This window comes from Streptomyces sp. NBC_00873 (assembly GCF_045207415.1).
Classification (GTDB): Bacteria; Actinomycetota; Actinomycetes; order Streptomycetales; family Streptomycetaceae; genus Streptomyces.
This window is the reverse complement of the sequence record NZ_CP108803.1, coordinates 6,870,838-6,897,482: the sequence shown is the minus strand read 5'-3', so window position 1 is coordinate 6,897,482 and position 26,645 is coordinate 6,870,838. Positions and strand designations below refer to the sequence as shown.

Annotated in this window: 21 protein-coding genes; 7 read left to right on the top strand and 14 right to left on the bottom strand. The window is 70.9% G+C overall.

Annotated elements, in window-relative coordinates; genetic code table 11:
- Positions 1 to 30: 30 nt before the first annotated feature.
- From OH809_RS31785 to OH809_RS31775, 3 genes are all read right to left on the bottom strand, one after another.
- On the bottom strand, positions 31 to 1,323 hold the full coding sequence (locus tag OH809_RS31785) for an SWIM zinc finger family protein (RefSeq protein WP_406418436.1): 1,293 nt from the start codon (positions 1,321 to 1,323) through the stop codon (positions 31 to 33).
- Positions 1,320 to 4,238, bottom strand: a complete 2,919-nt coding sequence (locus OH809_RS31780; protein ID WP_406515968.1) for a DEAD/DEAH box helicase — start codon at positions 4,236 to 4,238, stop codon at positions 1,320 to 1,322. The genes OH809_RS31785 and OH809_RS31780 overlap by 4 nt, the downstream gene beginning before the upstream one ends.
- A 99-nt stretch (positions 4,239 to 4,337) precedes the next feature.
- Entirely contained in the window at positions 4,338 to 5,288 is a 951-nt protein-coding gene (locus OH809_RS31775) for a slipin family protein (RefSeq protein WP_406515967.1), read from the bottom strand.
- A gap of 205 nt (positions 5,289 to 5,493) precedes the next feature.
- Between OH809_RS31775 and OH809_RS31770 the strand changes: the two genes are divergently transcribed.
- A complete protein-coding gene (locus OH809_RS31770; protein WP_406418442.1) occupies positions 5,494 to 5,838 on the top strand; it encodes a hypothetical protein in 345 nt (114 codons plus the stop codon).
- Positions 5,839 to 5,939: 101 nt separating this feature from the next.
- Here the strand turns inward: OH809_RS31770 and OH809_RS31765 are convergent, their stop codons facing one another.
- From OH809_RS31765 to OH809_RS31755, 3 genes are all read right to left on the bottom strand, one after another.
- On the bottom strand, positions 5,940 to 6,383 hold the full coding sequence (locus tag OH809_RS31765) for a DoxX family protein (protein ID WP_406418444.1): 444 nt from the start codon (positions 6,381 to 6,383) through the stop codon (positions 5,940 to 5,942).
- An 82-nt stretch (positions 6,384 to 6,465) separates the two neighbouring features.
- Positions 6,466 to 7,161 (bottom strand): class I SAM-dependent methyltransferase, encoded by a 696-nt coding sequence (locus OH809_RS31760; protein ID WP_406418446.1) that lies wholly within the window; start codon positions 7,159 to 7,161, stop codon positions 6,466 to 6,468.
- 83 nt (positions 7,162 to 7,244) lie between these two features.
- Positions 7,245 to 8,363, bottom strand: coding sequence for an ADP-ribosylglycohydrolase family protein (locus OH809_RS31755; RefSeq protein WP_406418448.1), 1,119 nt, complete (start codon positions 8,361 to 8,363; stop codon positions 7,245 to 7,247).
- A 79-nt stretch (positions 8,364 to 8,442) separates the two neighbouring features.
- Between OH809_RS31755 and OH809_RS31750 the strand changes: the two genes are divergently transcribed.
- Positions 8,443 to 8,721 carry a DUF6343 family protein gene (locus tag OH809_RS31750; RefSeq protein WP_393303211.1) on the top strand — a complete coding sequence of 93 codons (279 nt, stop codon included), beginning with the start codon at positions 8,443 to 8,445 and terminating at the stop codon, positions 8,719 to 8,721.
- 201 nt (positions 8,722 to 8,922) lie between these two features.
- Here OH809_RS31750 and OH809_RS31745 read toward each other — a convergent pair whose 3' ends face one another.
- The 4 genes from OH809_RS31745 to rpsA all read right to left on the bottom strand — a co-directional run bounded on the left by OH809_RS31745 (position 8,923) and on the right by rpsA (position 12,793).
- Positions 8,923 to 9,291: a tetratricopeptide repeat protein gene (locus tag OH809_RS31745; protein WP_406418450.1), complete on the bottom strand. Its 369-nt coding sequence runs from the start codon at positions 9,289 to 9,291 to the stop codon at positions 8,923 to 8,925.
- Between the two features lie 91 nt (positions 9,292 to 9,382).
- On the bottom strand, positions 9,383 to 9,997 hold the full coding sequence (coaE, locus tag OH809_RS31740) for a dephospho-CoA kinase (protein WP_406418452.1): 615 nt from the start codon (positions 9,995 to 9,997) through the stop codon (positions 9,383 to 9,385).
- A 64-nt stretch (positions 9,998 to 10,061) separates the two neighbouring features.
- A complete protein-coding gene (locus OH809_RS31735; RefSeq protein ID WP_406418454.1) occupies positions 10,062 to 11,000 on the bottom strand; it encodes a PAC2 family protein in 939 nt (312 codons plus the stop codon).
- Between the two features lie 284 nt (positions 11,001 to 11,284).
- The gene (gene rpsA, locus OH809_RS31730) at positions 11,285 to 12,793 is read right to left on the bottom strand and encodes a 30S ribosomal protein S1 (protein WP_406418456.1); all 1,509 of its coding nucleotides are present in this window, start codon (positions 12,791 to 12,793) and stop codon (positions 11,285 to 11,287) included.
- 397 nt (positions 12,794 to 13,190) lie between these two features.
- Between rpsA and OH809_RS31725 the strand changes: the two genes are divergently transcribed.
- The gene (locus tag OH809_RS31725; protein WP_266986846.1) at positions 13,191 to 14,003 is read left to right on the top strand and encodes a class I SAM-dependent methyltransferase; all 813 of its coding nucleotides are present in this window, start codon (positions 13,191 to 13,193) and stop codon (positions 14,001 to 14,003) included.
- A 144-nt stretch (positions 14,004 to 14,147) separates the two neighbouring features.
- Positions 14,148 to 16,646 (top strand): ATP-dependent helicase HrpB, encoded by a 2,499-nt coding sequence (hrpB, locus tag OH809_RS31720; protein WP_406418458.1) that lies wholly within the window; start codon positions 14,148 to 14,150, stop codon positions 16,644 to 16,646.
- On the opposite strand, the gene OH809_RS31715 is transcribed toward hrpB, so the two are convergent.
- The 3 genes from OH809_RS31715 to OH809_RS31705 form a co-directional block, all read right to left on the bottom strand.
- Complete coding sequence (locus OH809_RS31715; protein WP_406418460.1) at positions 16,633 to 17,643, bottom strand: DUF3068 domain-containing protein; 1,011 nt, start codon at positions 17,641 to 17,643, stop codon at positions 16,633 to 16,635. The two genes, hrpB and OH809_RS31715, sit on opposite strands and share 14 nt — an antisense overlap.
- Positions 17,644 to 17,655: 12 nt before the next feature.
- Positions 17,656 to 17,793, bottom strand: a complete 138-nt coding sequence (locus tag OH809_RS31710) for an SPW_0924 family protein (protein WP_266986840.1) — start codon at positions 17,791 to 17,793, stop codon at positions 17,656 to 17,658.
- A gap of 150 nt (positions 17,794 to 17,943) precedes the next feature.
- Entirely contained in the window at positions 17,944 to 19,644 is a 1,701-nt protein-coding gene (locus OH809_RS31705; protein WP_406515966.1) for a lytic transglycosylase domain-containing protein, read from the bottom strand.
- Positions 19,645 to 19,853: 209 nt separating this feature from the next.
- Between OH809_RS31705 and OH809_RS31700 the strand changes: the two genes are divergently transcribed.
- Positions 19,854 to 20,723 (top strand): DUF4184 family protein, encoded by an 870-nt coding sequence (locus OH809_RS31700; RefSeq protein WP_406515965.1) that lies wholly within the window; start codon positions 19,854 to 19,856, stop codon positions 20,721 to 20,723.
- 34 nt (positions 20,724 to 20,757) lie between these two features.
- Here the strand turns inward: OH809_RS31700 and polA are convergent, their stop codons facing one another.
- On the bottom strand, positions 20,758 to 23,469 hold the full coding sequence (polA, locus tag OH809_RS31695; protein ID WP_406515964.1) for a DNA polymerase I: 2,712 nt from the start codon (positions 23,467 to 23,469) through the stop codon (positions 20,758 to 20,760).
- Positions 23,470 to 23,626: 157 nt separating this feature from the next.
- Here polA and OH809_RS31690 point away from each other — a divergent pair, with 157 nt between their 5' ends.
- Both OH809_RS31690 and OH809_RS31685 read left to right on the top strand, forming a co-directional pair.
- The gene (locus OH809_RS31690; protein ID WP_406418468.1) at positions 23,627 to 25,903 is read left to right on the top strand and encodes an FdhF/YdeP family oxidoreductase; all 2,277 of its coding nucleotides are present in this window, start codon (positions 23,627 to 23,629) and stop codon (positions 25,901 to 25,903) included.
- A 162-nt stretch (positions 25,904 to 26,065) separates the two neighbouring features.
- The gene (locus OH809_RS31685) at positions 26,066 to 26,536 is read left to right on the top strand and encodes a PaaI family thioesterase (RefSeq protein ID WP_406418470.1); all 471 of its coding nucleotides are present in this window, start codon (positions 26,066 to 26,068) and stop codon (positions 26,534 to 26,536) included.
- The last annotated feature ends 109 nt before the right edge of the window (positions 26,537 to 26,645 follow it).

The following is a 26,645-nucleotide window of genomic DNA, read 5'->3' as shown; positions in this document are numbered from 1 at the left end:
GACAGCCGGGGAGTCCGGGCGGAGCCGGTGTCAGCGGCCGAGCAGAGCCATGAGTGCGCCCACCGGGTCGGTGTCCGGCATCGCGCGGGGCCACCAGTCGTCCTTGTCCCGGTCCGATTCGTAGCCGTACCAACGGCCGTCGTGCCCGAAGCGGAGCTGAAGGGTGCCGCCGGGGTGTGTGAGGTGGTTGCGCCAGGGGTGGAAGCGGGGGAAGTCGGCGGCTGCGAGCGCGGGGCGGGCCCGGTCGAAGGGACCGGCCGGGGGGTCCCAGGAAGTCTCCAGGACGTCCAGCCCTTCGGCCCCGCCCTGGCGCCAGGCGGCGACGGCGCGGGCCAGGTCGGTGGTGGTGCGGCCGGTGGCGTAGGCGAGCTCGCGGTAGAGGGCGCGGGTGGTGGCGGTGAGCCCGGCGGTGGGGCGGGCGGCGGCCAGCCGGACGGCGTCCTGCCAGGGGGTGAGCCCGGCGAGCGGATCGTGGCCTGTGGTGAGGAGCGTGAGCGCGCGGGCCGCCGCGTCGGTGGCGAGGTGGTCGAGAGCGAGCGGGTCGCGGGCGCCGGGCAGTTCGGGGTACGAGGGCGGCTGGCCGGGATGCGCGGGTTCCGGGAGCGGGGAGGGCAGCGGCGGCAGAAATCGGTCGGCGAACGCTTCACGCACCGGCACGGAGGGGGTGGCGGCGGCCGTGGGCCGTTCCCGGGCGGAGTGCGCGGCGTTGCGCCGGCCCAGCTCCTCCACAAGTTCGCGCTCACCCCGGCCGCGCAGCAGCAGGAGGACGAACGGGTCGGTGTCGAGCAGGCGGGCCATCTGGTAGCAGAGGGCGGCGACGTGCTTGCAGGGCCGGCCGTGGTCGGGGCAGGAGCAGCTCGGGTCGAGGTCGTCCGCGGCGGGCAGCAGTCCGATGCCGGTCTCGGCCGCCGTGTCGACCAGGCCGTGTGGCATCTCCTTGGCGAGCAGCGCGGAGAGGTGGCCGGGCCGCTCGGCGACGGCGTCGAGGAAGGTGTCCCAGCCGGTGTCGGTGAGGGTCCGCAGCCGCAGTTCGGTCCGGTACGGGCGGGGGCGGCTGCCCTGGACGTAGGCGACGACGCGGCCGGGGGTCACGGTGATCGCGGCGACATGGCCGCTGTCGGCGTACGTACGGCCGCGGGCGAGGCGCCCCTCGTCCATGGACAGGGACTCCAGCGCCGCCACCCAGGACCGGCCCCACCAGCTGTCCGCGAACGGTTCGCCGCCGTCGGACGTGCGGGGCGGCACGGCGTCGAAGGTGCGCCGCAGGTCGTCGGGGCCCGGGCGGGCGCGGACGTACGACGCGGGCCGGGAGCGGGGGCTCATGACGGCCTCCGGAGCGAGACGAGATCGGCGAGGTCACGGTCGCTGAGTTCGGTCAGCGCGGTCTGTCCGGTGCCGAGCACCGCGTCGGCCAGGGCCTGCTTGGCCGCCAGCATCTCGCCGATCCGGTCCTCGACGGTGCCTTCCGCGATCAGCCGGTGCACCTGGACGGGCTGGGTCTGGCCGATGCGGTACGCGCGGTCGGTGGCCTGCTCCTCGACCGCCGGGTTCCACCAGCGGTCGTAGTGGATGACGTGGGCGGCGCGGGTGAGGTTCAGTCCGGTGCCCGCCGCCTTGAGGGAGAGCAGGAAGACGGGTACTTCGCCGGACTGGAAGCGGTCCACCATCCGTTCCCGTTCGGCCACCGGCGTACCGCCGTGCAGGAGCTGGGACGGGACGGCGCGCGAGGCGAGGTGGGCGGAGAGGATCCGGGCCATCGTCACGTACTGGGTGAAGATCAGCACGGAGCCGTCCTCGGCGAGGATCGTGTCGAGGAGTTCGTCGAGCAGGGCGAGCTTGCCGGAGCGGCCGATGAGGCGGGTCGGCTCCTCCTTCAGGTACTGCGCGGGGTGGTTGCAGATCTGCTTGAGCGAGGCCAGCAGCTTCATGATCAGTCCGCGGCGCGCGATGCCCTCGGAGGCCTCGATGAACGCCATGGTCTCGCGTACCGCCGCCTCGTACAGCGTGGCCTGTTCGCGGGTGAGGAAGACGGGGTGGTCGGTCTCCGTCTTGGGCGGCAGCTCCGGGGCGATGCCCGGATCGGACTTCTTGCGGCGCAGCAGGAACGGCCTGACCAGCCGGGAGAGGCGCTCGATCGCTTCCTCGTTCCCGAGTCCTGCCGCGGTGCCGGTGTTCTCGACGATCCGGGCGTGCCGGGCACGGAACGCCTTGAGGGGGCCGAGCAGCCCGGGGGTGGTCCAGTCGAGCAGGGCCCAGAGCTCGGAGAGGTTGTTCTCCACGGGGGTGCCGGTGAGGGCGATCCTGGCCGGGGCCGGGATGGTGCGCAGCGCCTTCGCGGTGGACGAGTGCGGATTCTTCACGTGCTGCGCCTCGTCGGCGACGACAAGTCCCCAGCTGTGCCGGGCGAGTTCGGCGGCACTGGACCGCATCGTTCCGTACGTGGTGAGGACGAAGCCGTCGTCGGGGTCGTCGAGCGTGCGGTCGGCGCCGTGGAAGCGGCGGACGGGAACACCCGGGGCGAAGCGGTTGATCTCCCGGTGCCAGTTGCCCAGGAGGGAGGCGGGGCAGATCACCAGGGTGGGTGCGGGGTGCGATCGGCGCAGATGCAGGGCGATGACGGTAATGGTCTTGCCGAGTCCCATGTCGTCGGCGAGGCAGCCGCCGAGGCCGAGCGATGTCATCCGGTCGAGCCAGGCCAGGCCGCGCAGTTGGTAGTCGCGGAGCGTGGCGTCCAGCCCGGGCGGCGGCTCGATGGTGGCGTCGTCGGCGAGGATGCGGGTGCGGAGTTCGGCGAGGGCACCGGCGGGCACCGCCTCGACCTGTTCGCCGTCCACCTCCGCGCTGCCGGTCAGCGCGACTGCGAGGGCGTCCACCGGGTCGAGCAGGCCGAGCTCACGCTTGCGTGCCTTGCGTACGAGCGCGGGGTCGACGACGACCCACTGGTCCCGCAGGCGCACCACCGGGCGGTGTGCCTCCGCGAGGATGTCCATCTCCCGCTCGGTGAGCTGCTCGTCGCCCAGCGACAGCTGCCAGTTGAAGGAGAAGAGCTGCTCGGCGTCGAAGAACGAGGTGCCGTCGGTGGCCGAGCCGGGCGCGGGCCGTACGACGGCGGCAGCCGTGAGGGAGCGGACGAGTTCGCGCGGCCAGTGGACGCTCACGCCTGCTGCCGCCAGCCGCGCCCCGGCGTCGCTCAGCAGCTCGTACAGCTCGTCCTCGGTGAGGGCGAGCACGTCGGGGACCGGCAGGTCCAGCAGCCGTTCCAGCGGCGCCCAGACGCGGGCGGCGCGGCGCAGTGCGAGCACGGCGTCGATCCTGGCCCGCGGCCCGAACGGTTCTCCGCCACCGCCGTTCCACAGTGCGGCGGCGTCGATGACGTACGTCGGGTCGGCCAGGCTGTGCACCTGCGTGATCGCCGCGGCGGCATGCCGCGCGCCGCCGCGGTGAATGTCCGCGGTGTCTTCGGTGGAATCGTCGGCGTCGGGGCCGCCGTACGTGTCGGCGGTGTCGAAGAGTTCGTACGCCGACAGGTCGAGCCGGAGCGACACCCGCACCCCCGCGTCCAGACCGGCAGCGACCTCGGCGGCCCAGTCGCGGGCGCGGGGCAGATGCTGGGCCTCGCGGGCCGCGAAGGGGTCCCCCATCGCGTACGCCGCCGCGGGTGTCCGGGGCAGGGTGTCGGCGACCGCGTCGAGGAACGCACCGACCAGCGACTCGGGGTCCGGGAGCTGAAGCGGTGTGCGGTCCGGGAGCGGGACGGCATGCGCCTCGGGCGGCATGGCAGCGGCGATCGCACGCAGATGGGCGATGTCCTCCGCGTCGCGCGGACCGGCCCGCCAGGCGTCGTGGTCCTCGGCCGTCAGACCGGGGACCAGCCGGCCGCGCGCCACCAGGTTGAGCCCATGGAGTGCGGCCGCTCCCCAGCATCGGGCGGCCGGATGAGCGGACTGCCGGTGCCGGGCGCGGACCAGCAGGGGCAGGGCGTCGGCGACGGGCAGCAGGACGGCGGGCACGGCGCGGACACGGACCTCACCCTGCTGCCCATGACGTCGCACGACAGTGATCTCGGCGCCCTCGGCCGGCCCCGGCTCGACCTCCGGAAGCGGACCGTCGTCCGGGTCCCAGAAGGCGACTCGCCCGTCCCGCGGCAGCGAGGCGGGCAGGAAGACGGCAGCGCACCGCAGGAAGCGAGCCATGGCCGCGTCCTGCGCGTCCTGGTGCACACGCCCTGCCGAGGTCATCGCACCCCTCCCGTCCCGCGCTCGATCGTCTGATCTCACTGACTCCGCGAGTCTAGGCGGGGGGTCTGACAACCGGTCCTCGGCCGGTATTCGCTCAGGTCAGTGCCTGGCGAGTGGCTTCGGGCGGGCGGCCCGCGTGGGCCCGGAGGCCACCGGCGCGGCGGCAGGTGCAGGCGCAGGCGCGTCCGCAGGCACCACGGGCGGCACCTGTTGCGGCTGCGGCTCCGGCTGCGGTTGTTCTTGCTGCGGCGGCTGCGGTTGTTGTTGCGGTTGCTGCTGCACCTGTCCGGGCTGCTGCGCCCGCTCCAGGAAGCGGAGCAGTTCCACCGGGAACGGCAGCACCAGTGTGGAGTTCTTCTCCGCCGCGACCGCGACCACGGTCTGCAGCAGTCGCAGCTGCAGCGCGGCCGGCTGGGCGGACATCTGGGCGGCCGCTTCGGCCAGTTTCTTCGATGCCTGCAGCTCCGCGTCCGCGTTGATGACCCGCGCGCGCCGCTCGCGGTCGGCCTCGGCCTGGCGCGCCATGGAGCGCTTCATCGTCTCCGGCAGCGATACGTCCTTGATCTCCACCCGGTCGATCTGGACGCCCCAGCCCACCGCAGGGCTGTCGATCATGAGCTCCAGTCCCTGGTTCAGCTTCTCCCGGTTGGACAGCAGGTCGTCGAGGTCGCTCTTGCCGATGATGGACCGCAGGGATGTCTGCGCCATCTGCGACACCGCGAACCGGTAGTCCTCGACCTCCACGACCGCGCTCGCCGCGTCGACCACCTTGAAGTAGATGACCGCATCCACCCGCACCGTCACGTTGTCCCTCGTGATGCCGTCCTGTGCGGGCACGGGCATCGTCACGATCTGCATATTGACCTTCCGCAGCCGCTCGATGCCGGGAAGGATCATGGTGAATCCGGGGCCGCGCACATCGTTGCGCAGCCTGCCGAGCCGCAGCACGACGCCCCGTTCGTACTGCTTCACGACCCGCGCCGCGGCCATCGCGTAGACCACACCCACGGACGCCGTCGCCGCTATCGCGACCACCAGTTCTTCGACCATGACGGCCCCCTGAAAGCCAGAAACGCCTGATTCGCGCCGTTATTACCACGTTATGCCCATTAAGTACACCGGGCGAACCCCGACCCACGGGATGATCACCCGGCAGGCCCCGCACCGGATGCCGGGGCGGCCGGGAGAGGGCAGGGTGACCATCGTCAGCACCTGACGTACGGACGAGCCGGACGAGACAGACGAGGACCCGCCCATGCCCGTGATCGCTCACCGACGCCGCCGTCTCGGCATCGCAGCCGGGACCGCGCTCCTGACCCTCACCGTCGCCGGCTGTTCAGGCCTCGGTCGCACCGCGGTCGGGCCGGTCACCTACGTCACCGAGCGGGATGCCGTGATCACGTTGAACAGCCCCTCGGTGAAGGGCTGCCACCGGCTCTTCCCGGGTGCCAAAGCAGTGGTGAACGGGACCCTGATCGACATCATCCTGTACCGGACACGAGACTGCACGGGCCCGGGGACGACGTATCTCGCCACCACGTTCACCGATGTGAACGCAGCGACCTCCCTCCCCTGGCGCAGCTTCAGCACGGTTCACTGACCGCGGTGGCGGCGAGCCGCCGCAGCCCGGCACCGAGGCGCATCCGCGGGACGCTGTTCGGTGCCGGGCTGCGGCAGTGGACGTACGGAGGCCCGCTCGCCCTACGCGCGCCTGCGGATGAGCGCGACCAGCTGTGCCGTTCTGCCCCGCTGCTCCCGGGCGATCAGGACGACCAGCCCGATGAGCAGTGCGGGCATGATCGCGTTCACCGGGTCGAGCAGCGTCAGTTGGACGATGGAGGCGCCGGCCAGCAGTGCGGCGAAAGCCATCGCCGCGACGCCGGACAGCAGGGGTACCAGCAGGGCGATGGCGCCTGCCATCTCCAGGGCGCCGATGAGGTACATCGCACCATGGCTCCAGCCCATGCGGTCGAAGGACTCGATCGCGGTTTCATGGGCGATCAGCTTGGCGAACGCGCTGAAGGCGAAGAACAGGGCGAGTACGACCCGCGCGACGGTCAGCGCGACCGCACCGCGGCTGCGTGCCGTGTTCTCCGTCGTGGCGTCAGTGGTCGTCGCGTTCGTCGCCGTCGTGATCTCGGACATCGGGGTCTCCTCGAAGAAGCGTCGCGTGGTGTCGCGTACACAGGGGCAGACCCCGCCGCCGTCCGAAACTCATCGCATGACCCTAGGCGGGCAGGGCCCGCACCCACACCCCATCAGCCGTGAGATACCGGTCCACGGCCAGTCCCGCCGCCTCCAGATGCCCCTCGAACTGCTCCTTCGTCAGCTGGCGCGACAGGAAGGTCTGGGTCCATCGCGCATCGTCGAAGACGTACTCCGCGCGCACCGCACACACCTCGTCGCCGACGGGGTCCGCCGAGACGATCCGTACGGTGCAGCCGGACGCATCGACACGCTCCCGCGGCAGATCGGTGTGGTAATCGATGCCCTCACGCTGCAGCAGCACGACGCCACCATCCCTGACATGCCGTCGGCAGGCGCGCAGCATTCCGTCGCGTACCCGGTGTTCGCTCGCATGCACCAGGAACGACGCCAGCATCACCACGTCGAAGGTCTCACCGCCGAGGTCGAGGGACTCGATGGGGCTCTGCACCGTACGCGCGCACCGTACGTGTTCCAGCATCTCCGGCGACTCGTCCACGGCCGTGACCTCGAAGCCGCGCTCGACCAGCGCATGGGTCACACGGCCCGCCCCGCAGCCGAGTTCGAGAATGCTCGCACCGGCGGGTACCGCCGCCGCGATCACATCCGGTTCGCCGCCGACGGAAAGCCGTCTGTACAGCTCGACCGCGCAACCGTCCGGAGTGATCGAGCCGGGTCCCGTCCCTGAATATCCCTCACGCACACGTCGTCCGCTCATATACAGCCGAACGAACGGCCGTTGGGCGCGGTTCCCGGCACGCGGCGCCCTCCCGCGCCGGGCTCCTCGCCGCCCGGTGTCCGTCAGCACACCGGATAGCGCTCCTGCGGCCACGCCACCGCCTGCTCGAACTCCAGGCACAGATCATCCGCCAGCTCGGCGATCACGGCCCGTCCCTCCGTCAGCACGAGCCAGGAGGACGGGAGTTGCACGTCACCGTGGTGAGCGCCGAGCAGATTGCCGCAGACCGAGCCGGTGGAGTCGCTGTCGCCCGAGTGGTTGACCGAGAGCAACAGCGACTCCGCCACCTCGCCGGCGCCGGGCAACACCAGGGCGCAGTACACGGCGATGGCGAGGGCCTCCTCGGCCACCCAGCCCGCCCCCAGCGACTCCACCTTCTCGGCGGTCGGCGCCCCCTGCGCGGCCAGGTCGACGGCCGCGCGCAGCACCGCCGTGGTCTCCTCGTGCCCCGGGTGGCGAGCCAGCAGCTCCATGGCGCGCAGTACGGCGCCCGCCATCGAGTCGCCCTCCAGCAGATGGGCGATGATCGCGGCGAGGGCCCCGGCGGCGAACGCACCGGTCGGATGCCCATGGGTGATCTGGGCACAGCGGGCGGCGAGCGCGAAGCCGGTCGCCGCTCCCTCGCCGATCAGGCCGAAGGGCGCGGACCGCATCACCGTGCCGCACCCCTTGGACCCGGTGTTGACCGGACCCGGCAGGCCGATCGGTCCCGTCGGGTCGGGGATGTGGCCGGCCGCGAGACCGGTGAGGCAGGCGTTGCCGGGGGCCCGGCGGGCGTACAGGAAGCGCTGCTGCCGCAGCCACCCGGTCCGTACGAGGTCGTCCCCGCCGCGGGCGGGCGGCGCCGGATGGTTCTGGGTGTCGAGCCAGCGCAGATAGGCGTTGCGGACCATCGCGGTCTCGGCGCCGCCTATCCCCTTCGACATGGCCCGGGAGTGCGCCCTGATCAGCCCTTCCGCGGTGAACAGGGTCATCTGCGTGTCGTCGGTGACCCGGCCGACGGCCCCGTCCCCGTCCGTGACAGGTTCCCGGACACCCTGCTCCCCGTACGCCCGGCGGATACCGGCGAGCGACAGGAATTCCACCGGGTTTCCCAGGGCGTCCCCGATCGCACCGCCGAGCAGCGACCCGCGGACCCGGGCCCGGCGGGTGGCGCTGTGCCCCCATGGTGTGCCGTTCACGGACGGTCCCCCACATTCTGTCGTCGTCGTTACTCAAAACCGCCGCCGCGGGTCCATCCTGGGAGGAGAGGCGATCACCATGCGTACCGGTAATGAACCGATGACCGCACGTAGCCCGCTGCGCCTGCGGCTGTGCCTGAGTCTATGGGGCATGGCCTGGGCGGTCTTCGGCCTGACAGCCTTCAGCCTGGTCGACCGCCCGGGTTGGGCCGCGGCCTGCGGTCTGCTCCTTCTGCTGACGCTGGTGGATCTGGCAGTGATCGTCCACCACATCCACCAGGGCCCGCACTACCAGCCGGGCCGCAACATCCCCCCGTACGAACCGGACCACGGTGGACGCGGCCGGTACGGGCACTGACCTCCGGGTCCCGGCGCGGGGCTCCGTCATCAGGAACAGGAATCAGGGACAGGTCGGTAGGCGCAGACGTCGATGCCGCACAGCCCCGGCCCGCGTACGGGCAGGCCTGCGTCACCGCTCCGCAGGACCGGATCCGGCCCCGATCGGAGCCCCGGAGGGCCCGTCCTGAGAGCCGTGATCCTCCTGGACGGGACCGTGGCGTCAGCCGTCCGTGTCGAAGCGGGCCGCTAGCAGATACTCCGGGTTCGGGTCGAGTGCGGCGGCCAGCCGGAAGTGACGCACGGCCTGTTCCGAACGGCCGGAGCGCTGGAAGGTACGGGCCAGCGCGAAGTGCGCGAACGCGTTGTCCGGTTCGCGCTCCAGGACTAGTTCGAATTCCAGCTCGGCCGGGCGCAGTTGGGCGGCGGCGAAGAAGGCGCGTGCGCGCAGCAGACGGGCGGCCGTGTTCTCCGGATGGGCCGCGATCACCGAGTCCAGCAGCTTGACCGCGCCCCGCGGGTCGCGCGCGGCCAGCAGGCGTTCGGCCGCGCGGAAGTCGATGACATGGGTTTCCGGGGTCCTCTCGGGCACGGTCGCATCCTTCCCTTCGTCAACGCGTTTCCAACGTCCGGCCTGGTGCCGGTATTCCGGTCGGTGGACCGGCCCGCGGCGGCCCGCCGCGTCAGTCCCGTCCGGACGCGGCAGCGGCCCGCTGCGTCAGTTCCTCCCAGACCTTGCGGACCTGTGGCTCCAGCGCCTCCAGCGGTCCGTCGTTGTCGACGATCAGATCGGCGACGGCCCGTCGCTGCTCGCGGGTGGCCTGCGCGGCCATCCGGGCGCGGGCCTCGGGCTCCGTCATGCCGCGCAGCCGTACGAGCCGGTCGAGCTGGGTCCCTGGGGCGGCGTCCACGACGACGACCAGGTCGTAGAGCGGGGCGAGTCCGTTCTCGGTGAGGAGGGGGACGTCGTGGACGACGACGGAGTCGGGGCCCGCCGCCCCCTCCAGTTCGGCGGAGCGGGCGCGGACCAGCGGGTGGACGATCGCGTTGAGCGTGGCGAGCCGGTCGGCGTCGGAGAAGACGATGGAGCCGAGCTTCGGCCGGTCCAGGGTGCCGTCGGCGGTGAGGATGCCGTCGCCGAAGGCCTCGACGACGGCCGCTAGTCCGGGGGTTCCGGGCTCGACGACCTCGCGCGCGATCCGGTCGGCGTCGATCAGTACCGCTCCGTACGAGACGAACAGTCGTGACACTTCGCTCTTGCCGGCGCCGATTCCGCCGGTCAGGCCCACTTTCAGCATGGTCGAGAGATTAGCCCCGCCTCCGGGCGCGGTCATGGCCCGGTCACGCCGTCCGGGCCGGCGGTCAGCCGTCGCCCTCCCGCTCGGCGAGGAACCGTTCGAATTCGAGGCCGATCTCGTCGGCGGACGGCAGGTCGACCGGTTCCGCGACCAGGTTGCCGCGCGCCTCGGAGCCCGCGAGCGCGTCGAACTGGTGCTCAAGCCCCTCGACGAGCGAGACGAGCTCCTCGTCTCCCTGGTCGATCTGGCGGTCGATCTCCGTCTGCGTGCGGTGGGCCTCCGTGCGCAGGGAGTGCGCGATGCCCGGCAGAACCAGGCCGGTCGCGGCCGTGATCGCCTCCAGTGCGGTGAGCGCGGCGTCAGGGTACGCGGAGCGGGCGACGTAGTGCGGCACATGGGCGGCGACGCCGAGGACGTCGTGACCGGCCTTCATCAGCCGGTACTCCACCAGTGCCTCGGCGGAGCCGGGGACCTGTGCCTCGTCGAAGGGGCTGCGGTGGCCGGGCATCAGGTCCGTGCGGTTGCCGTGCGGCGTGATGCCGACCGGCCGGGTGTGCGGGACGCCCATCGGGATGCCGTGGAAGCTGACGGCGAGACGCACCCCCAGCCGCTCGACGATCTGCTCGACGGCGGAGGCGAACCTCTCCCACTCCACGTCCGGCTCGGGCCCGGAGAGCAGCAGGAAGGGCGCCCCGGTGGCGTCCTGGACCACCCGGACGTCCAGCGTCGGGGTCTCGTACGCCGCCCAGCGGTCACGCCGGAAGGTCAGCAGCGGGCGCCGTGCGCGGTAGTCGACGAGCCGGTCGTGGTCGAAACGGGCCACGACCTGGTGCGGCAGTGTCTCGAGGAGGCCGTCCACGATCTGCTCGCCGGTCTCACCCGCGTCGATGTACCCCTCGAAGTGGTAGAGCATGACCAGGCCGGCCGACTCCTGGGCGAGCGCCATGTCGACGACGGCCAGGCCCTTCGGCTCCCATTCGTACAAACTCTGCGGATCAAGCACGGTTACCGCTCCTCCTCGTATTCCTGGGGAAGAACGCCCGGCGGGGCACAGGCATTCCCAGCCTGTGCCCTTTCACAGGGTGGTTACGCCAGAACGCGCGCGTGCAGTGCGGTGACCGCCTTCGGTGCGGAGGTGGACGCTCCGTGATGCCAGGCAAGGGCCTGACCGACATCACGGTCACCCCGTAGAACCGGACCCCGGACACGAGTGAGGCCCGCTCCCTGGGGGGAGCGGGCCTCACTTGTCAGCTACTGCAGTCGATGACCGACCGGAGGGTCAGAGCGTCAGCTCTGGCCGCCCGCCAGCTTCTCGCGCAGGGCAGCCAGGGCCTCGTCCGACGCCAGGGCGCCGGAGTTGTCCGCGGACTCCGAGGAGTACGAGCCGCCGCCGGCGCCGGAGGCAGCCGGGGCGCCACCGGCCGGGGCGGCAGCGCCCTCGGCAGCAGCGGCCTCGTCGGCCTCGCGGGACTTGATGACCTGGGCGCGGTGCTGCTCGAAGCGCTCCTGCGCCTCGGCGTACTGCGTCTCCCACGCCTCGCGCTGGGTCTCGTAGCCCTCGAGCCAGTCGTTGGTCTCGGGGTCGAAGCCCTCGGGGTAGATGTAGTTGCCCTGGTCGTCGTAGGACGCGGCCATGCCGTACAGGGTCGGGTCGAACTCGACCGAGGCGGCGTCGGCGCCGAACGCCTCGTTGGCCTGCTTCAGCGAGAGGCTGATGCGACGGCGCTCGAGGTCGATGTCGATGACCTTGACGAAGATCTCGTCGTTGACCTGGACGACCTGCTCCGGGATCTCCACGTGGCGCTCGGCCAGCTCGGAGATGTGGACCAGACCCTCGATGCCCTCGTCGACGCGCACGAACGCACCGAACGGAACGAGCTTCGTGACCTTACCGGGAACGACCTGCCCGATCTGGTGCGTACGGGCGAACTGCTGCCACGGGTCTTCCTGCGTCGCCTTGAGCGACAGCGAAACACGCTCGCGGTCCATGTCGACGTCGAGAACCTCGACGGTGACTTCCTGGCCGACCTCGACAACCTCGGAGGGGTGGTCGATGTGCTTCCAGGACAGCTCGGAGACGTGCACGAGACCGTCGACGCCACCGAGGTCCACGAAGGCACCGAAGTTGACGATCGAGGAGACGACGCCGGAGCGGACCTGACCCTTCTGCAGGGTCGTGAGGAAGGTCTGACGGACCTCGCTCTGGGTCTGCTCGAGCCAGGCACGGCGGGACAGGACCACGTTGTTGCGGTTCTTGTCCAGCTCGATGATCTTGGCCTCGAGCTCCTTGCCCACGTAGGGCTGGAGGTCGCGGACACGACGCATCTCGACGAGCGACGCGGGAAGGAAGCCGCGGAGGCCGATGTCGAGGATGAGACCACCCTTGACGACCTCGATGACGGTACCGGTGACGATGCCGTCTTCTTCCTTGATCTTCTCGATGGTGCCCCAGGCACGCTCGTACTGAGCGCGCTTCTTCGAGAGGATCAGGCGGCCTTCCTTGTCCTCCTTCTGGAGAACCAGGGCCTCGATCTCGTCGCCGACCTTGACGACCTCGTTCGGGTCGACGTCGTGCTTGATCGAGAGCTCGCGGCTCGGGATGACGCCTTCGGTCTTGTAACCGATGTCGAGGAGAACCTCGTCCCGGTCAACCTTGACGATGACACCGTCAACGATGTCGCCGTCGTTGAAGTACTTGATCGTCTCGTCGATCGCCGCGAGGAACGCGTCCGCGTCGCCGATGTCGTTGACCGCAACCTGCGGAGTGGTGGCGGTGGTCTCGGTGCTGCTCGTCATGTGGGAAAGGGCTCCGGTACGGACAGTGAGTCGTAGGTACTGCTACGCCGAGAGCCCGTATCGCCTCTGCAGAAGCCGGACAGCCGAGGAAGCGCCCGACCCGGCGAGCGGGAGGCGCCTCGTGAACCGAGGGGACATACAACAGACGCAAGCGCGGCCTGCTAGGTCTGAGGCGCGCAGGCTCGCAGCGCAACTTGTAGCATACGGGGGCAGCCGGGCAGGGTCAATGCGCGAACGCGCACACGGGGGACACAGGGGCCCATACCCGGCACAATCCATGTTCCCCGAGGCCACATCCGTCCCGGCCGTGTTGCGTGGGTACGGTTCCGTACTCACAGGTACCCCTAGGTACGTACCGCGTGCGGTGGGGTGAAGGCAAACTACAACGACGGACACGATGAGCCAAGAGATCTACACCACCGAACCGGAAGCGACCCGCCGCAGCGCCGGCGAAGCGGAGAGCAGCCGGGCAAGTCGCGGCTGGTGGGACCGGAACGCCGACGAGTACCAGAGCGACCACGGCGCCTTTCTCGGCGACGACCGATTCGTCTGGGGCCCGGAGGGTCTCGACGAGGCCGAGGCCGGCCTGCTCGGCCCCGCGGAGTCGCTGAGCGGCCTGGACATCCTGGAGATCGGTGCGGGCGCGGCGCAGTGCTCGCGCTGGCTGGCCGCCCAGGGTGCCCGTCCCGTCGCCCTCGACCTCTCCCACCGCCAGCTCCAGCACGCGCTGCGGATCGGCGACGAGGTGCCGCTGGTGGAGGCGGACGCCGGAGTGCTGCCGTTCCGGGACGGCTCCTTCGACCTGGCCTGCTCCGCCTATGGCGCGGTGCCGTTCGTCGCCGACCCCGTACAGGTCTTCCGCGAGGTGCACCGGGTGCTGCGCCCGGGGGGCCGCTGGGTCTTCTCGGTGACGCATCCGATCCGCTGGGCGTTCCCGGACGAGCCCGGGCCCGAGGGCCTGTCCGTCGCGGCCTCCTACTTCGACCGCACCCCGTACGTCGAGCAGGACGAGCAGGGCAACGCCGTGTACGTCGAGCACCACCGGACCGTGGGCGACCGGGTGCGGGACGTGGTGGCCGGCGGGTTCCGCCTGGTCGACCTGGTCGAACCGGAGTGGCCCGCCTGGAACAACCAGGAGTGGGGCGGCTGGTCCCCGCTGCGCGGAAACCTGATCCCGGGCACGGCAATCTTCGTCTGCGTACGGGACTGAGCTCCGGCCGGCACGGCTGAGCGGCTGTCGGGCTACCTCTGATCGGGCGGTCGAAGGCAGCCCGACAGCCCCTGAGCCCTGGTCGTACGCGACCGGCCGCTCCCGCCGTACGGGCCCGGGCACCCGTCGTACGACACTGGGGGCGTGATCCGTAGCGACGCCCTCGACCGGCTGCCCGTCCGTACCGCCGTGCCCGCGCTCCGGCAGGCGCTCGACGACCGGGGTGTCGCGGTGCTCTGCGCACCGCCCGGCACCGGCAAGACGACGCTGGTCCCGCTGGTCCTCGCCGGCCTGGTCGGCGACGGCCCCGCGCGCCGCGTGGTGGTTGCCGAACCGCGCCGGATCGCGGCCCGCGCGGCGGCCCGGCGCATGGCGTGGCTCCTCGGGGAGCAGACCGGGGAGCGTGTGGGGTTCACGGTCCGCGGAGAGCGTGTGGTGGGGCGCGGCACGGTGGTGGAGGTGGTGACCACCGGTGTGCTCCTGCAACGGCTCCAGCGCGACCAGGAGCTCGCCGGGGTCGATGCGGTGATCATCGACGAGTGTCATGAACGGCATTTGGACGCGGACACGGTCGCCGCCTTCCTCCTCGACGTACGGGAGGCGATCCGGCCCGATCTGCGGTTGGTCGCCGCGTCGGCGACGACGGACGCGGAGGGGTGGGCGCGGCTGCTCGGCGATGCGCCGGTGGTCGAGGCGCAGGGCGTGTCGCACCCGGTGGAGGTGGTGTGGGCGCCGCCGGTGAGGCCGGTCGGGCCGCCGCACGGGATGCGGGTCGACCCGGCGCTGCTGACGCATGTCGCCTCGGTGGTGCGCCGGGCGCTCGCCGAGCGGGACGGCGACGTGCTCTGCTTCCTGCCCGGGGTCGGTGAGATCGGCCGGGTGGCCGGACAGCTGGCGGGGGTGCCCGCCGAGGTTCTGCAGGTGCACGGGCGGGCACCGGCCGCGGTGCAGGACGCGGTGCTGTCGGGCTCGTCCGAGGGGCGCCGGGTGGTGCTGGCGACCTCCGTCGCGGAGTCGTCGCTGACGGTGCCGGGGGTGCGGATCGTCGTCGACTCGGGCCTGGCCAGGGAGCCGCGTACCGATCATGCCCGCGGACTGAGTGCGCTGACGACCGTGCGGGCCTCGCAGGCCACCGGGAGGCAGCGGGCGGGCCGGGCGGGGCGTGAGGCGCCGGGCGCGGTGTACCGGTGCTGGGAACAGGCGGAGGACGGGCGGCTCGCCCGGTTCCCGTCACCGGAGATCAAGGTGGCCGATCTGGCGGCGTTCGCCCTGCAGGCGGCCTGCTGGGGCGATCCGGACGCGTCGGGGCTGGCGCTGCTCGACCCGCCGCCCGCCGGTGCGATGGGGGCGGCCCGCGAGGTCCTGACGGCCGTCGGCGCGGTGGGCGCGGTCGGCCGGGTGACCGACCGGGGCGTACGGATGTCGCGGCTCGGCCTGCATCCCCGGCTCGCCCGCGCGCTGCTGGACGGCGCGGCCGAGGTCGGCGGGCGCCGGGCGGCGGAGGTGGTGGCGCTGCTGAGCGAGGAGCCGCCGCGGGAGTACGGGGACGACCTGGCGGTGGCGCTGCGTACCGCCCGGCGGGGCGGCGACGGCTACGCGGCGCGCTGGCGGCAGGAGGTACGACGGCTGTCGTCGTCCCTGGAAGGCGCCCGCGAGGGTTCCGGCACGGACGATGCCGCCGCCGGCCTGGTGGCCGCGCTGGCGTTCCCGGAGCGGGTGGCGCGGGCCCGCGGCGAAGGAACGTTCCTGATGGCGTCGGGGACGGGCGCGGAGCTGCGGGACGGATCGCGGCTGCGCAGCGCACCCTGGCTGGCCGTCGCGGTCGCTGACCGCCCGGCGCACGCCGCGTCCGCACGGGTGCGGCTCGCAGCCGTCATCGACGAGGACACGGCGCGGCTGGCCGCCGGGCATCTGCGGTTCGCGGGCGAGGAGGTCCGATGGGACGGCCGGGACGTGGTTGCCCGCTCCGTGGAACGCCTGGGCGCTGTCGAACTGTCCGTGCGCGCGCTGAAGCAGCCGGACCCCGCGCTGGTGCGGGCAGCGCTCGTCGACGGGTTGCGGCGCGAGGGGCTCGGCCTGCTGCGCTGGACCCGGGAGACCGAGCAGCTGCGCGAGCGGCTCACCTTCCTGCACCGGGAGCTGGGGGTTCCGTGGCCCGCGATGTCGGACGTTGCGCTGCTGTCACGTACCGAGGAATGGCTGGAGCCCGAGTTGTCACGGGCCCGCCGCCGCTCCGACCTGGCCCGCATCGACGCCGGGCAGGCGTTGCGGCGGCTCCTGCCGTGGGCGACGGGCGAGGCGGCCCGGCTGGACGAGCTGGCGCCCGAGCGGATCGAGGTGCCGAGCGGGTCCCGGATCCGGGTCGAGTACGGCGGGGCGCAGCCCGTGCTCGCGGTGAAGCTCCAGGAGCTGTTCGGTCTCACCGGGACACCGGAGGTGGCCGGGGTGCCGGTCCTCGTGCACCTGCTCTCCCCCGCCGGCCGCCCGGCGGCGGTCACCGCCGATCTGGCGTCGTTCTGGCAGGACGGATACCGGGCGGTGCGGGCGGAGCTGCGCGGCCGCTATCCGAAGCATCCGTGGCCGGAGGACCCGACGACGGTCGCGGCGACCCGGTACACCTCGGCGCGGCTCAGGCGGGAGTAGGCGCCGGATCCGGGGCACGCGCGGTCGCCGCCTCCGGCTCCCGGCCGTCCGGCCGCCGGGACCGCGCCTCCAGCCACAGCGCGAGTGCCAGCAGCCCGGCGGCAAGGATCAGGAAACCCCGGGGCAGGTACGAGGTGAGCAGCAGGATCAGCACACGCTGGGACTTGACCAGCGCGACGGTGGACTCGATGTAGTCCTCGCGCATCTTCACGTGTCCGGCGAACGCGGTGACCGTGTCCTCGGGCATTCCCATCGCCTTCGCGTTGCGCAGCTCCTCCTTGTGGATCTCCTCGCCGTTGACGGGCGCGCCGGTGACCGGGTCGACCCAGAACATCCGCTTGGTCGCGTACCAGCGGTTCATGCCCGTCTTGGCGACCTGTGCGGCGGTCACGCCCTCGATCGGCATCTTCTTCGGCATCGGGACCTTGGTCCACGGAATCGTCTTCTCGAAGTAGTAGACGTCCATGCCGCGGAACGTCCGGGTGCCCCTGTAGTGGATCGGCGAGCTGGTGCGGGTCTGAGCGTCGAAGTACTCGTAGTCGCGCTTCTCGGTGAGGAACGGCCATTTGAACTCGATGCCCTCGCGCTCGACGGGGTCGCCGTCGACGCTCTCGCCGGTGGCGTGGACGGGGGCCTGGCTGTGCGCGTCGAAGATGTAGCGCTCGGGGATCTGCGAGACCATCGCGCCGTTCGGGTCGACCACGTAGCTGAGGGTGTCCCAGACGACGACGTCGCGGCCGGCGCTGCGCTCGATCTTCTCGGACTCCTCCACATTGCCCTTGAGGGTCTGCACGATGGTGACCTTGGGGACCTGCTTGACCTTCATGCCGTCGTTGTAGTCGAGGAGCGTGGCGGGCTTCGCCTCCAGAACCACCTCCTGGTACTGGCTCGGCGGGATCTTCGCCAGCCTCGGGAAGGCGTACCAGCGCAGCAGTGGCGACAGCGCGGCGAAGAAGACGGCGAGGGCCAGGAGTACGAGTCCGGCTCGGCGGCGCATGGCGTCCTCCCTCTACTTCTTGGGTCCGGGGACGGTGGTCAGCAGAGGTTTGGGCGAGGTCTCGCCGGGTGGTGCGCCGATCGCGGTGACCGTGAACACGAGGGCGAGGGCCGCGGCCAGCCCGATGGCGGCGGCGATGACGGCACGCATGCTCGGCCTCCCGGAGAGCAGATCTGACAGGGCGTCAGGATTGGGGCACCGTAGCAATGGAGACGCGAGATGAGAACACGTGAAGCAGCCCCTGTGCCGGGTGGTGGCACAGGGGCTGCTTGAGGACGCGGAACGGCTCCGGGGCCGCCGTCAGGCGGCGGGCGCCTCGACGTCGAGCTCGATGACGACGGTGGCACCGCCCTCGGTGGTCAGACGGAGCCTGTACGTGCCCGTGGTGTCGTCGGCGTAGATCTTCGGGAGCGTCAGCGTGCCGTCGGCGCCGGTCTTCAGGTCCGTCAGGGTGCGGACCGTGTTGCCGTCCGCGTCCTTGAAGTACGGGCCCTTGTCGTTCTCCACCGGCGTGTCACCGTCGGTGATCATCGTCGCGGTGACGGCGACACCGGACGCGACCGCACCCCGGTACGTGGCCTTGACCGCGACGGTGTCGGCGAACTCGGCGCCGGGGGCGGCGGTCAGTGCCTTGTCGCCGGTCCTGGCGATCGCGTCGGCCTGGCGGGCCGTCACGGTCGCGGTGTACGGGACGGCCGGCAGCGAACGTCCGGTGGCGATGGCCCGGACCGTGAACCGGCCCGTCTTCTCGCCCGCATGCAGCACCGGAGCCGTCACCGTGCCGTCGGCGCCGGTGGCCAGGGTGACCGCGCTCTTCCCGCCCTCGAAGCGGGCGTCGGTGTCACCGGCGATGGTGAATGTGACGGACACCTTGGCGAGCGGACCGCCCAGACTGTTCTTCGCCCGCACCTTGATCCGTTCGGCGAACGCACCGCCCGCGGTGGCGGTCAGCTTGCTGGTGCCCGCGTTCTCCACGGCGCCGAGGGTCTGCGCCGGATTCGGCTTGGGAGCCGGCTCGGGACTCGTCGAACCGCCGCCCGGCTTCGAAGGCGTCGAAGGCGTCGAAGGCTTCGAAGGCGTCGAAGGCCCCTTCAGGCCCGGCCTCGGGCTCGGGGGCGGGGTCGGGGTCGGGGTCGGCGATGTGCCGGGGTTCGGGCTCGGGTCCGTACCACCGCCGAGGGGCGGCGGGACGACGCCGCTGCCGTCGGGGACCTCGTGCGTGCCGCGCTTGTAGTAGTCGAACCAGGAACGGACCGTACGGAGGTATTCGTTCGAGTGGTTGTAGCTGAGGACCGCCCGGTCGAGATCGGCCGCCACCGCCAGGTCGCGCGACCCGGCGCAGAGATAGCGCCCGGCGGCGAGCGCCGCGTCGTAGATGTTGTTGGGGTCCTTGCGGCCGTCGTCGTTGCCGTCCTGGCCCCACGTCGCCCACGTCGACGGGATGAACTGCATCGGGCCGACCGCACGGTCGTGCGTCGAATCCCCGTCGTACGCCCCGTTGTCGGTGTCCTTGATCATGGCGAAGCCCTGACCGTTGAGGACCGGGCCGAGAATCGGGGAGAACGTGGTGCCGTTCGCGTCGACCCGGCCGCCGCGGGCCTGGCCGGACTCGACCTTCCCGATCGCGGCGAGAAGCTGCCACGGCAGCCGGCAGGCCGCGTCGGTGTCCGCGAGAGACCGCTCGGCCTTCTTGTACGCGGCCAGAACCGAAGCCGGTATGCCCGATTGCGCACTGCCGGTGATCGGCAGATTCGTCGACGTACCGGGCTTGTTGGGGCTGACCAGCGGGGGCAGGTCCGTGTAGTACGGCGAGTTGCCGGTGGCTGCGGGGTCGTCGGACGGTGTGGAACCGGCGGCCGGCTGGTCACCACCGGTGCCGCCGCCGTCCGATGCGAGTACCGCACCGGGGCCCTGCGAGGCGGCCAGTGCCGCCACAGCAACCGCGGCCACCGCAGTGGTGGTCGCCCCTCGGCGCAGTCGGCGGCCGAATTGCGCTGCCATACGTCTGGTCCCTCCCCGTCGACGGCTGCCCGCGCTCCCCAGCGCAAGGACTCAGGCGACCCTACGGCAACTCGTGCCGCTCGAACACAGTGCCCTGACTGTTTCTTACCGGTATTTCACGTTGCAGACCGCAAGTTGTACAGGAGGCGTCGACTGTGCATCGGACGAGCACCGGATCACCGCCGGCGTACTCGCGCATACTTGCCGCCATGCCGTTCACCCTGAGCCATGCCGCAGCCGTCCTCCCGGCGATCCGCCGGAACGGCACCGCGCGCGGGCCGCTCCTCGCCTCGGCACTCGTCGCCGGTTCGTTCGCCCCCGACATGACGTACTACGCGGACACGGCAATCCCCGGTGCCATGGAGTTCGGGGAGGTCACCCATGCGGTGTGGGGTGTGTTCACGGTGGACGTGCTCATCACCGCGGCGCTCGTGGCGCTGTGGCTGCTGCTGCGCGAACCACTGGTGGCACTGCTCCCGCAGCCCTGGCAGGGGCGCGTGCACACCTTCGTACGGGGAGAGCGGCAAGGACCCCGGGGCGCACGGGACGGTGCCTGGTTCGTCCTGTCGGCGGTCCTCGGGGCGGGCAGCCATGTGGTGTGGGACGCGTTCACCCATCACGACCGGTGGGGCACCCGGCTGGTGCCGGTGCTGGGCGAGAGTATCGGCGGCTTTCCGGTGTTCCAGTACGTGCAGTACGGCAGTTCGGCCGTGGCGCTGACCGTCCTCGCCTGGTTCACCGTGTCGGGGCTGCGGCAGGCCGGGACCCGGCCCGCCCCGCCGTCCGTACCCGTCCTCGACCACCGGGACCGGTGGTACGCGGGCGCCCTGCTGAGCCTCTGCGTGCTGCTCGGCGTCGTCCACCGGTGCGCCCGCTGGTACGCGTACTTCGGGCACATCGACACACCGCTGGACATCATCCCCACTGCCTGCTTCGGTGCCGGAGCCGGCCTCGCCGTCGGACTGGTGCTGTACGGGGTGTGGATACGCCTCCGGGAACGGAGGCGGAACCGGCCGCCCACCGGGGCCGGGGATCCCGGCCGCCGGACGGACCTGGTATCGAGCCCGCCCGGCGACTGAGAGGCGTACGACTGCCGGGACCGCCCCACTCACGTCAGTGCGCGGCGGACTCCCAGTCCGCACCCACGCCGACCGACACATCCAGCGGGGCACGCAGCCGCACCGCCGTCGACATCTCGTGGCGCAGGATCTCCTCCACCTGCTTCCGCTCGCCCTTGGCGATCTCCAGCACGATTTCGTCGTGGACCTGGAGCAGCATCCGGGACTTCAACCGCGCCTCGGTGAGCGCCCGGTCGACCTGGAGCATGGCGACCTTGACGATGTCCGCCGCCGTGCCCTGGATCGGTGCGTTCAGCGCCATCCGCTCAGCCGTCTCGCGGCGCTGCCGGTTGTCGCTGTTCAGGTCCGGGAGGTAGCGGCGGCGGCCGAAGACCGTCTCCGTGTAGCCGGTGGCCCGGGCCTCCTCCACCACCCGGTGCAGATAGTCACGGACCCCGCCGAACCGCTCGAAGTACGTGTCCATCAGACCGCGCGCCTCACCCGCCTCGATGTTCAGCTGCTGCGACAGACCGAACGCGGAGAGCCCGTACGCGAGCCCGTAGCTCATGGCCTTGATCTTGCGGCGCATCTCCGCGTCGACCGCGGACTTGTCGACACCGAAGACCTGCGAAGCGACCGTGGTGTGCAGGTCCTCGCCGGACGTGAACGCCTCGATCAGGCCCGCGTCCTCCGACAGGTGGGCCATCACCCGCAGTTCGATCTGGCTGTAGTCCGCCGTCATCAGTGTCTCGAACCCGTCGCCGACGACGAAGCCGCGCCGGATCGCCCGGCCCTCGTCCGTGCGGACCGGAATGTTCTGCAGATTGGGGTCGGTCGACGAGAGCCGGCCGGTCGCCGCCACCGTCTGGTTGAACGTCGTGTGGATACGGCCGTCCGCCGCAATCGTCTTGACCAGGCCCTCGACCGTCACCCGCAGCTTCGCCTGCTCGCGATGGCGCAGCATGATGATCGGCAGCTCGTGCTCCGTCTGCACCGCCAGCCACGCCAGCGCATCCGCGTCCGTCGTGTAACCCGTCTTCGTCTTCTTCGTCTTCGGCAGCCCCAGCTCACCGAAGAGAACCTCCTGAAGCTGCTTGGGCGACCCGAGGTTGAACTCACGGCCCACCGCGGCGTGCGCCTCCTTCACCGCCTGCTGCACCGCGCCGGCGAACTGCTGCTCCATTCCTTCCAGGTGCTCTCGGTCCGCTGCGATGCCGTACCGCTCCAGGCGGGCCAGCAGTGCGGACGTCGGCAGCTCCATGTCGTGCAGCAGCTCGGCGGCGCCGACCTCCTGCAGCCGCAAGGTGAACGCCTCGCCCAGATCCAGGACCGCACGGGCCTGCGCCATCAGCGCCTCGGCCTCCGCCTGGTCGTCCGCACCGAACGCCAGCTGCCCGTCGGACGCCGCCGCGGGGGCCAGCTCCCGGCCCAGATACTCCACCGACAGGGCGTCCAGCGCGAAGGATCGACGGCCGGGCTTGACCAGATACGCGGCCAGCGCCGTGTCCATCGTGACGCCGCCGATCTGCCAGCCGTGCTCCGGGAAGACCCGCATCGCACTCTTCGCGTTGTGCATGACCTTCGGCTGCCCGGCATCCGCGATCCAGGCGGCGAACGCCCGCTCGTCCGCCTCGTCGAGCCGCGCCGGGTCGAACCACGCCGCCGCCCCGTCCCCCGCGGCCAGCGCGACCTCCGTGACACTGCCGGTGCCCAGCGCCCACGTGTCCACCGAGGCGACACCCAGCGGCTGCCCGCCGTGCTCGGCCAGCCACGGCGCGAGCTCACCCGTACCCAGCACCGCACCGTCCAGCTCGATGCCCGCGGCAGGCGCCGGAGCCTCGGCCTCCGCAGCCCCCGGGTCCACGGCGAGCAGCCGCTCCCGCAGGCTCGGGTTACGGATCTCCAGCACATCCAGCACACCCGTGACCGCCGAGCGGTCGTACGGCGCACGCTCCAGATCCTGCGGAGCCTTCAGCAGCTCCACATCCCGGACCATCTCGGTCAGCCGCCGGTTCAGCTTCACGGACTCCAGATGGTCCCGGAAATTCTGGCCGGCCTTCCCCTTGACCTCGTCGGCGCGCGCGACGAGGTCGTCGAACGAACCGAACTGGTTGATCCACTTCGCGGCCGTCTTCTCCCCGACGCCCGGGATACCCGGCAGATTGTCCGACGGGTCCCCGCGCAGCGCCGCGAAGTCCGGGTACTGCTGCGGCGTCAGCCCGTACTTCTCCTCGACCTTCGCCGGGGTGAACCGCGTCAGTTCCGACACCCCCTTCGTCGGGTACAGCACCGTGACGTTGTCCGTGATCAACTGGAACGAATCCCGGTCACCGGTGACGATCAGCACCTCGAAGCCGGCCGCCTCCGCCTGCGTCGCCAGCGTGGCGATCACATCGTCCGCCTCGAAGCCGTCGACCGCGAAACGATCGGCATGCATCGCGTCCAGCAGCTCGCCGATCAGCTCGACCTGCCCCCTGAACTCGTCCGGCGTCTTCGAACGGGTCGCCTTGTACTCCGGGAACTCCTGCGACCGCCACGTCTTGCGCGAGACATCGAAAGCCACCGCGAAATGCGTGGGCGCCTCGTCACGCAGCGTGTTCGCCAGCATCGACGCGAAGCCGTACACCGCGTTCGTCGGCTGCCCCGCCCCCGTCGTGAAATTCTCCGCAGGCAGCGCAAAGAACGCCCGGTACGCCAGGGAGTGCCCGTCCATCAGGAGCAGGCGCGGTCGGTTGTCTGCCGTCTTCTTCGATGCCGTCTCAGCCACGCCCCCGATCCTGCCACGGACCACCGACAATCCGGACCGCGCACCACTCGCCCGGCACACGCCCGGCGCCACGTGACACGATCGAGCAAAGGAACAACCACAGGAACGCATGCAGCGACACCGCGCAGGTTCGCAGCTGGCTCAAAGGGGAGCAGACATGGCCACCAAGCCGCCCACCGGTGACCCGGTCCAGGACGCACCACACGTCGAACCGGCCCAGCACGCCGCCGCCGGACTGCCCGCTGTCGCCCACAGCCTGCGCATCGCCCAACAGCAGATGGGCGTCCGCCGCGCCACACAGACCCTCCTCAAGGTCAACCAGAAAGACGGCTTCGACTGCCCCGGCTGCGCCTGGCCCGAGGGCGACAAACGGCACACCGCCGAATTCTGCGAGAACGGCGCCAAGGCCGTCGCCGAAGAAGCCACCCTGCGCCGCGTCACCCCCGACTTCTTCGCCGCCCACCCCGTGGCCGACCTGGCCACCCGCAGCGGCTACTGGCTCGGCCAGCAGGGCCGCATCACCCAGCCGATGTACCTGCCCGAAGGCGCCGACCGGTACGAAGCGGTGACCTGGGAACACGCCTTCGACATCATCGCCGGGGAACTGCGCGCCCTCGGCTCCCCCGACGAAGCGCTCTTCTACACCTCCGGCCGCACCAGCAACGAGGCCGCGTTCCTGCTCCAGCTGTTCGCCCGCGAATTCGGCACCAACAACCTGCCGGACTGCTCCAACATGTGCCACGAGTCCTCCGGCTCCGCCCTAACGGAGACCATCGGCATCGGCAAGGGCAGCGTCTCCCTCGAGGACCTCCACCAGGCCGATCTGATCATCGTCGCCGGACAGAACCCCGGCACCAACCACCCCCGGATGCTCTCCGCCCTGGAGAAGGCCAAATCCGCAGGCGCCAGGATCATCTCGGTGAACCCGCTGCCCGAAGCCGGCCTGGAACGGTTCAAGAACCCGCAAACACCCCAGGGCATGATCAAGGGCACCGCCCTCAACGACCTCTTCCTGCAGATCCGCATCGGCGGCGACCAGGCCCTCTTCCGGCTCCTCAACAAGATGATCCTGGAGACCGAAGGCGCCGTCGACGACACCTTCGTACGCGAACACACCCACGGGTACGAGGAATTCGCCGCCGCCGCCCGCGCCGCCGACTGGGACGAGACCCTCACCGCCACCGGACTCGACCGCGCCACCATCGAGCAGGCCCTCACCATGATCCTCGCCTCGAAGCGCACCATCGTCTGCTGGGCCATGGGCCTCACCCAGCACAAACACTCCGTCCCCACCATCCGCGAAGTCGTCAACTTCCTCCTGCTCCGCGGCAACATCGGACGGCCCGGCGCCGGAGTCTGCCCCGTCCGCGGCCACTCCAACGTCCAGGGCGACCGCACCATGGGCATCTTCGAACGCCCCGCCCCCGAATTCCTCGACGCCCTCGACAAGGAATTCGGCATCACCTCACCACGCCACCACGGCTACGACGTCGTCCGCTCCATCCAGGCCCTCCGCGACGGCGACGCCAAGATCTTCTTCGCGATGGGCGGCAACTTCGTCGCCGCCACCCCCGACACCACCGTCACCGAGGCCGCCATGCGCCGCGCCCGCCTCACCGTCCACGTATCGACCAAGCTCAACCGCTCGCACGCCGTCACCGGCACCCGCGCCCTGATCCTGCCCACCCTCGGCCGCACCGACAAGGACGTCCAGGCAAGCGGCAAGCAGTTCGTCACCGTCGAGGACTCCATGAGCATGGTCCACGCCTCCCGCGGCAACCTCACCCCCGCAAGCCCCCACCTGCTCTCCGAACCCGCCATCGTCGCCCGCCTCGCCCGCGCCGTCCTCGGCCCCGGATCCACCACCCCCTGGGAAGAGTTCGAGAAGGACTACGCAACGATCCGCGACCGCATCTCCCGCGTCGTCCCCGGCTTCGAGAACTTCAACACCCGCGTCGCCCACCCCGGCGGATTCACCCTCCCGCACGCCCCGCGCGACTCCCGCCGCTTCCCCACCGCCACCGGCAGGGCCAACTTCACCGCGGCACCCGTCGAATACCCCGAACTCCCCGAAGGCAGACTGCTGTTGCAGACCCTGCGCTCCCACGACCAGTACAACACCACGATCTACGGCCTCGACGACCGCTACCGCGGCATCAAGGGCGGCCGCCGCATCGTCATGGTCAACCCCGACGACGCCCGCACCCTCGGCCTCACCGACGGCGCCTACACCGACCTCGTCAGCGAATGGAAGGACGGCGTCGAGCGCCGCGCCCCCGGCTTCCGCATCGTCCACTACCCCACCGCACGGGGCTGCGCCGCCGCCTACTACCCCGAGACCAATGTGCTGGTCCCGCTCGACTCCACCGCCGACACCAGCAACACCCCCGCGAGCAAGTCCGTCGTCATCCGCTTCGAGAACACCAAGGGGTAGAACGTCCGCGGTCAGGACGTCCGCGGTCAGGACGTCCGGGAGCAGAGCATCCGGAGAGGATCCGCACACCCAACCCGCTAAGCGTTCGCTCAGTCGTCTGATAAGAACAATGCACACAGCAAGAGAACGACGAACCACCGCAGACGATCGGAGCCGGACCCCATGGGCGAGCACACCACACCCAAGTTCCCCCAGGAGATCATCGACGAGTACGCCACCCTCGGCGTCGACCTGGTCGCACTCTTCTCCGCCGGACACCTCGGCGAACGCATGGGTATCCAGATCGTCGAAGCCTCCGCGGACCGCGTCGTCGGCACCATGCCCGTCGAAGGCAACACCCAGCCCTACGGACTCCTGCACGGCGGCGCCTCCGCCGTCCTCGCCGAAACCCTCGGCTCCGTCGGCACCATGCTCCACGGCGGCGCCACCAAGCTCGCCGTCGGCGTCGACCTGAACTGCACCCATCACCGAGGGGTACGGAGCGGACTCGTCACCGGCACCGCCACCCCCGTACACCGCGGCCGCTCCACCGCCACCTACGAGATCGTCATCACCGACGAACAGGACAAGAGGGTCTGCACCGCTCGCCTCACCTGCCTGCTCCGCGACACCCCCAAGGCGGCAGCCGCCTGACCCACCGACACCAGAACACACCTCTGCCCGGCCGGACCACAAATCCAGCCGGGCAGAGTCATATCCGCCCACAACAAGCGGCCCACACAAGACCGTTGAACAACATCCA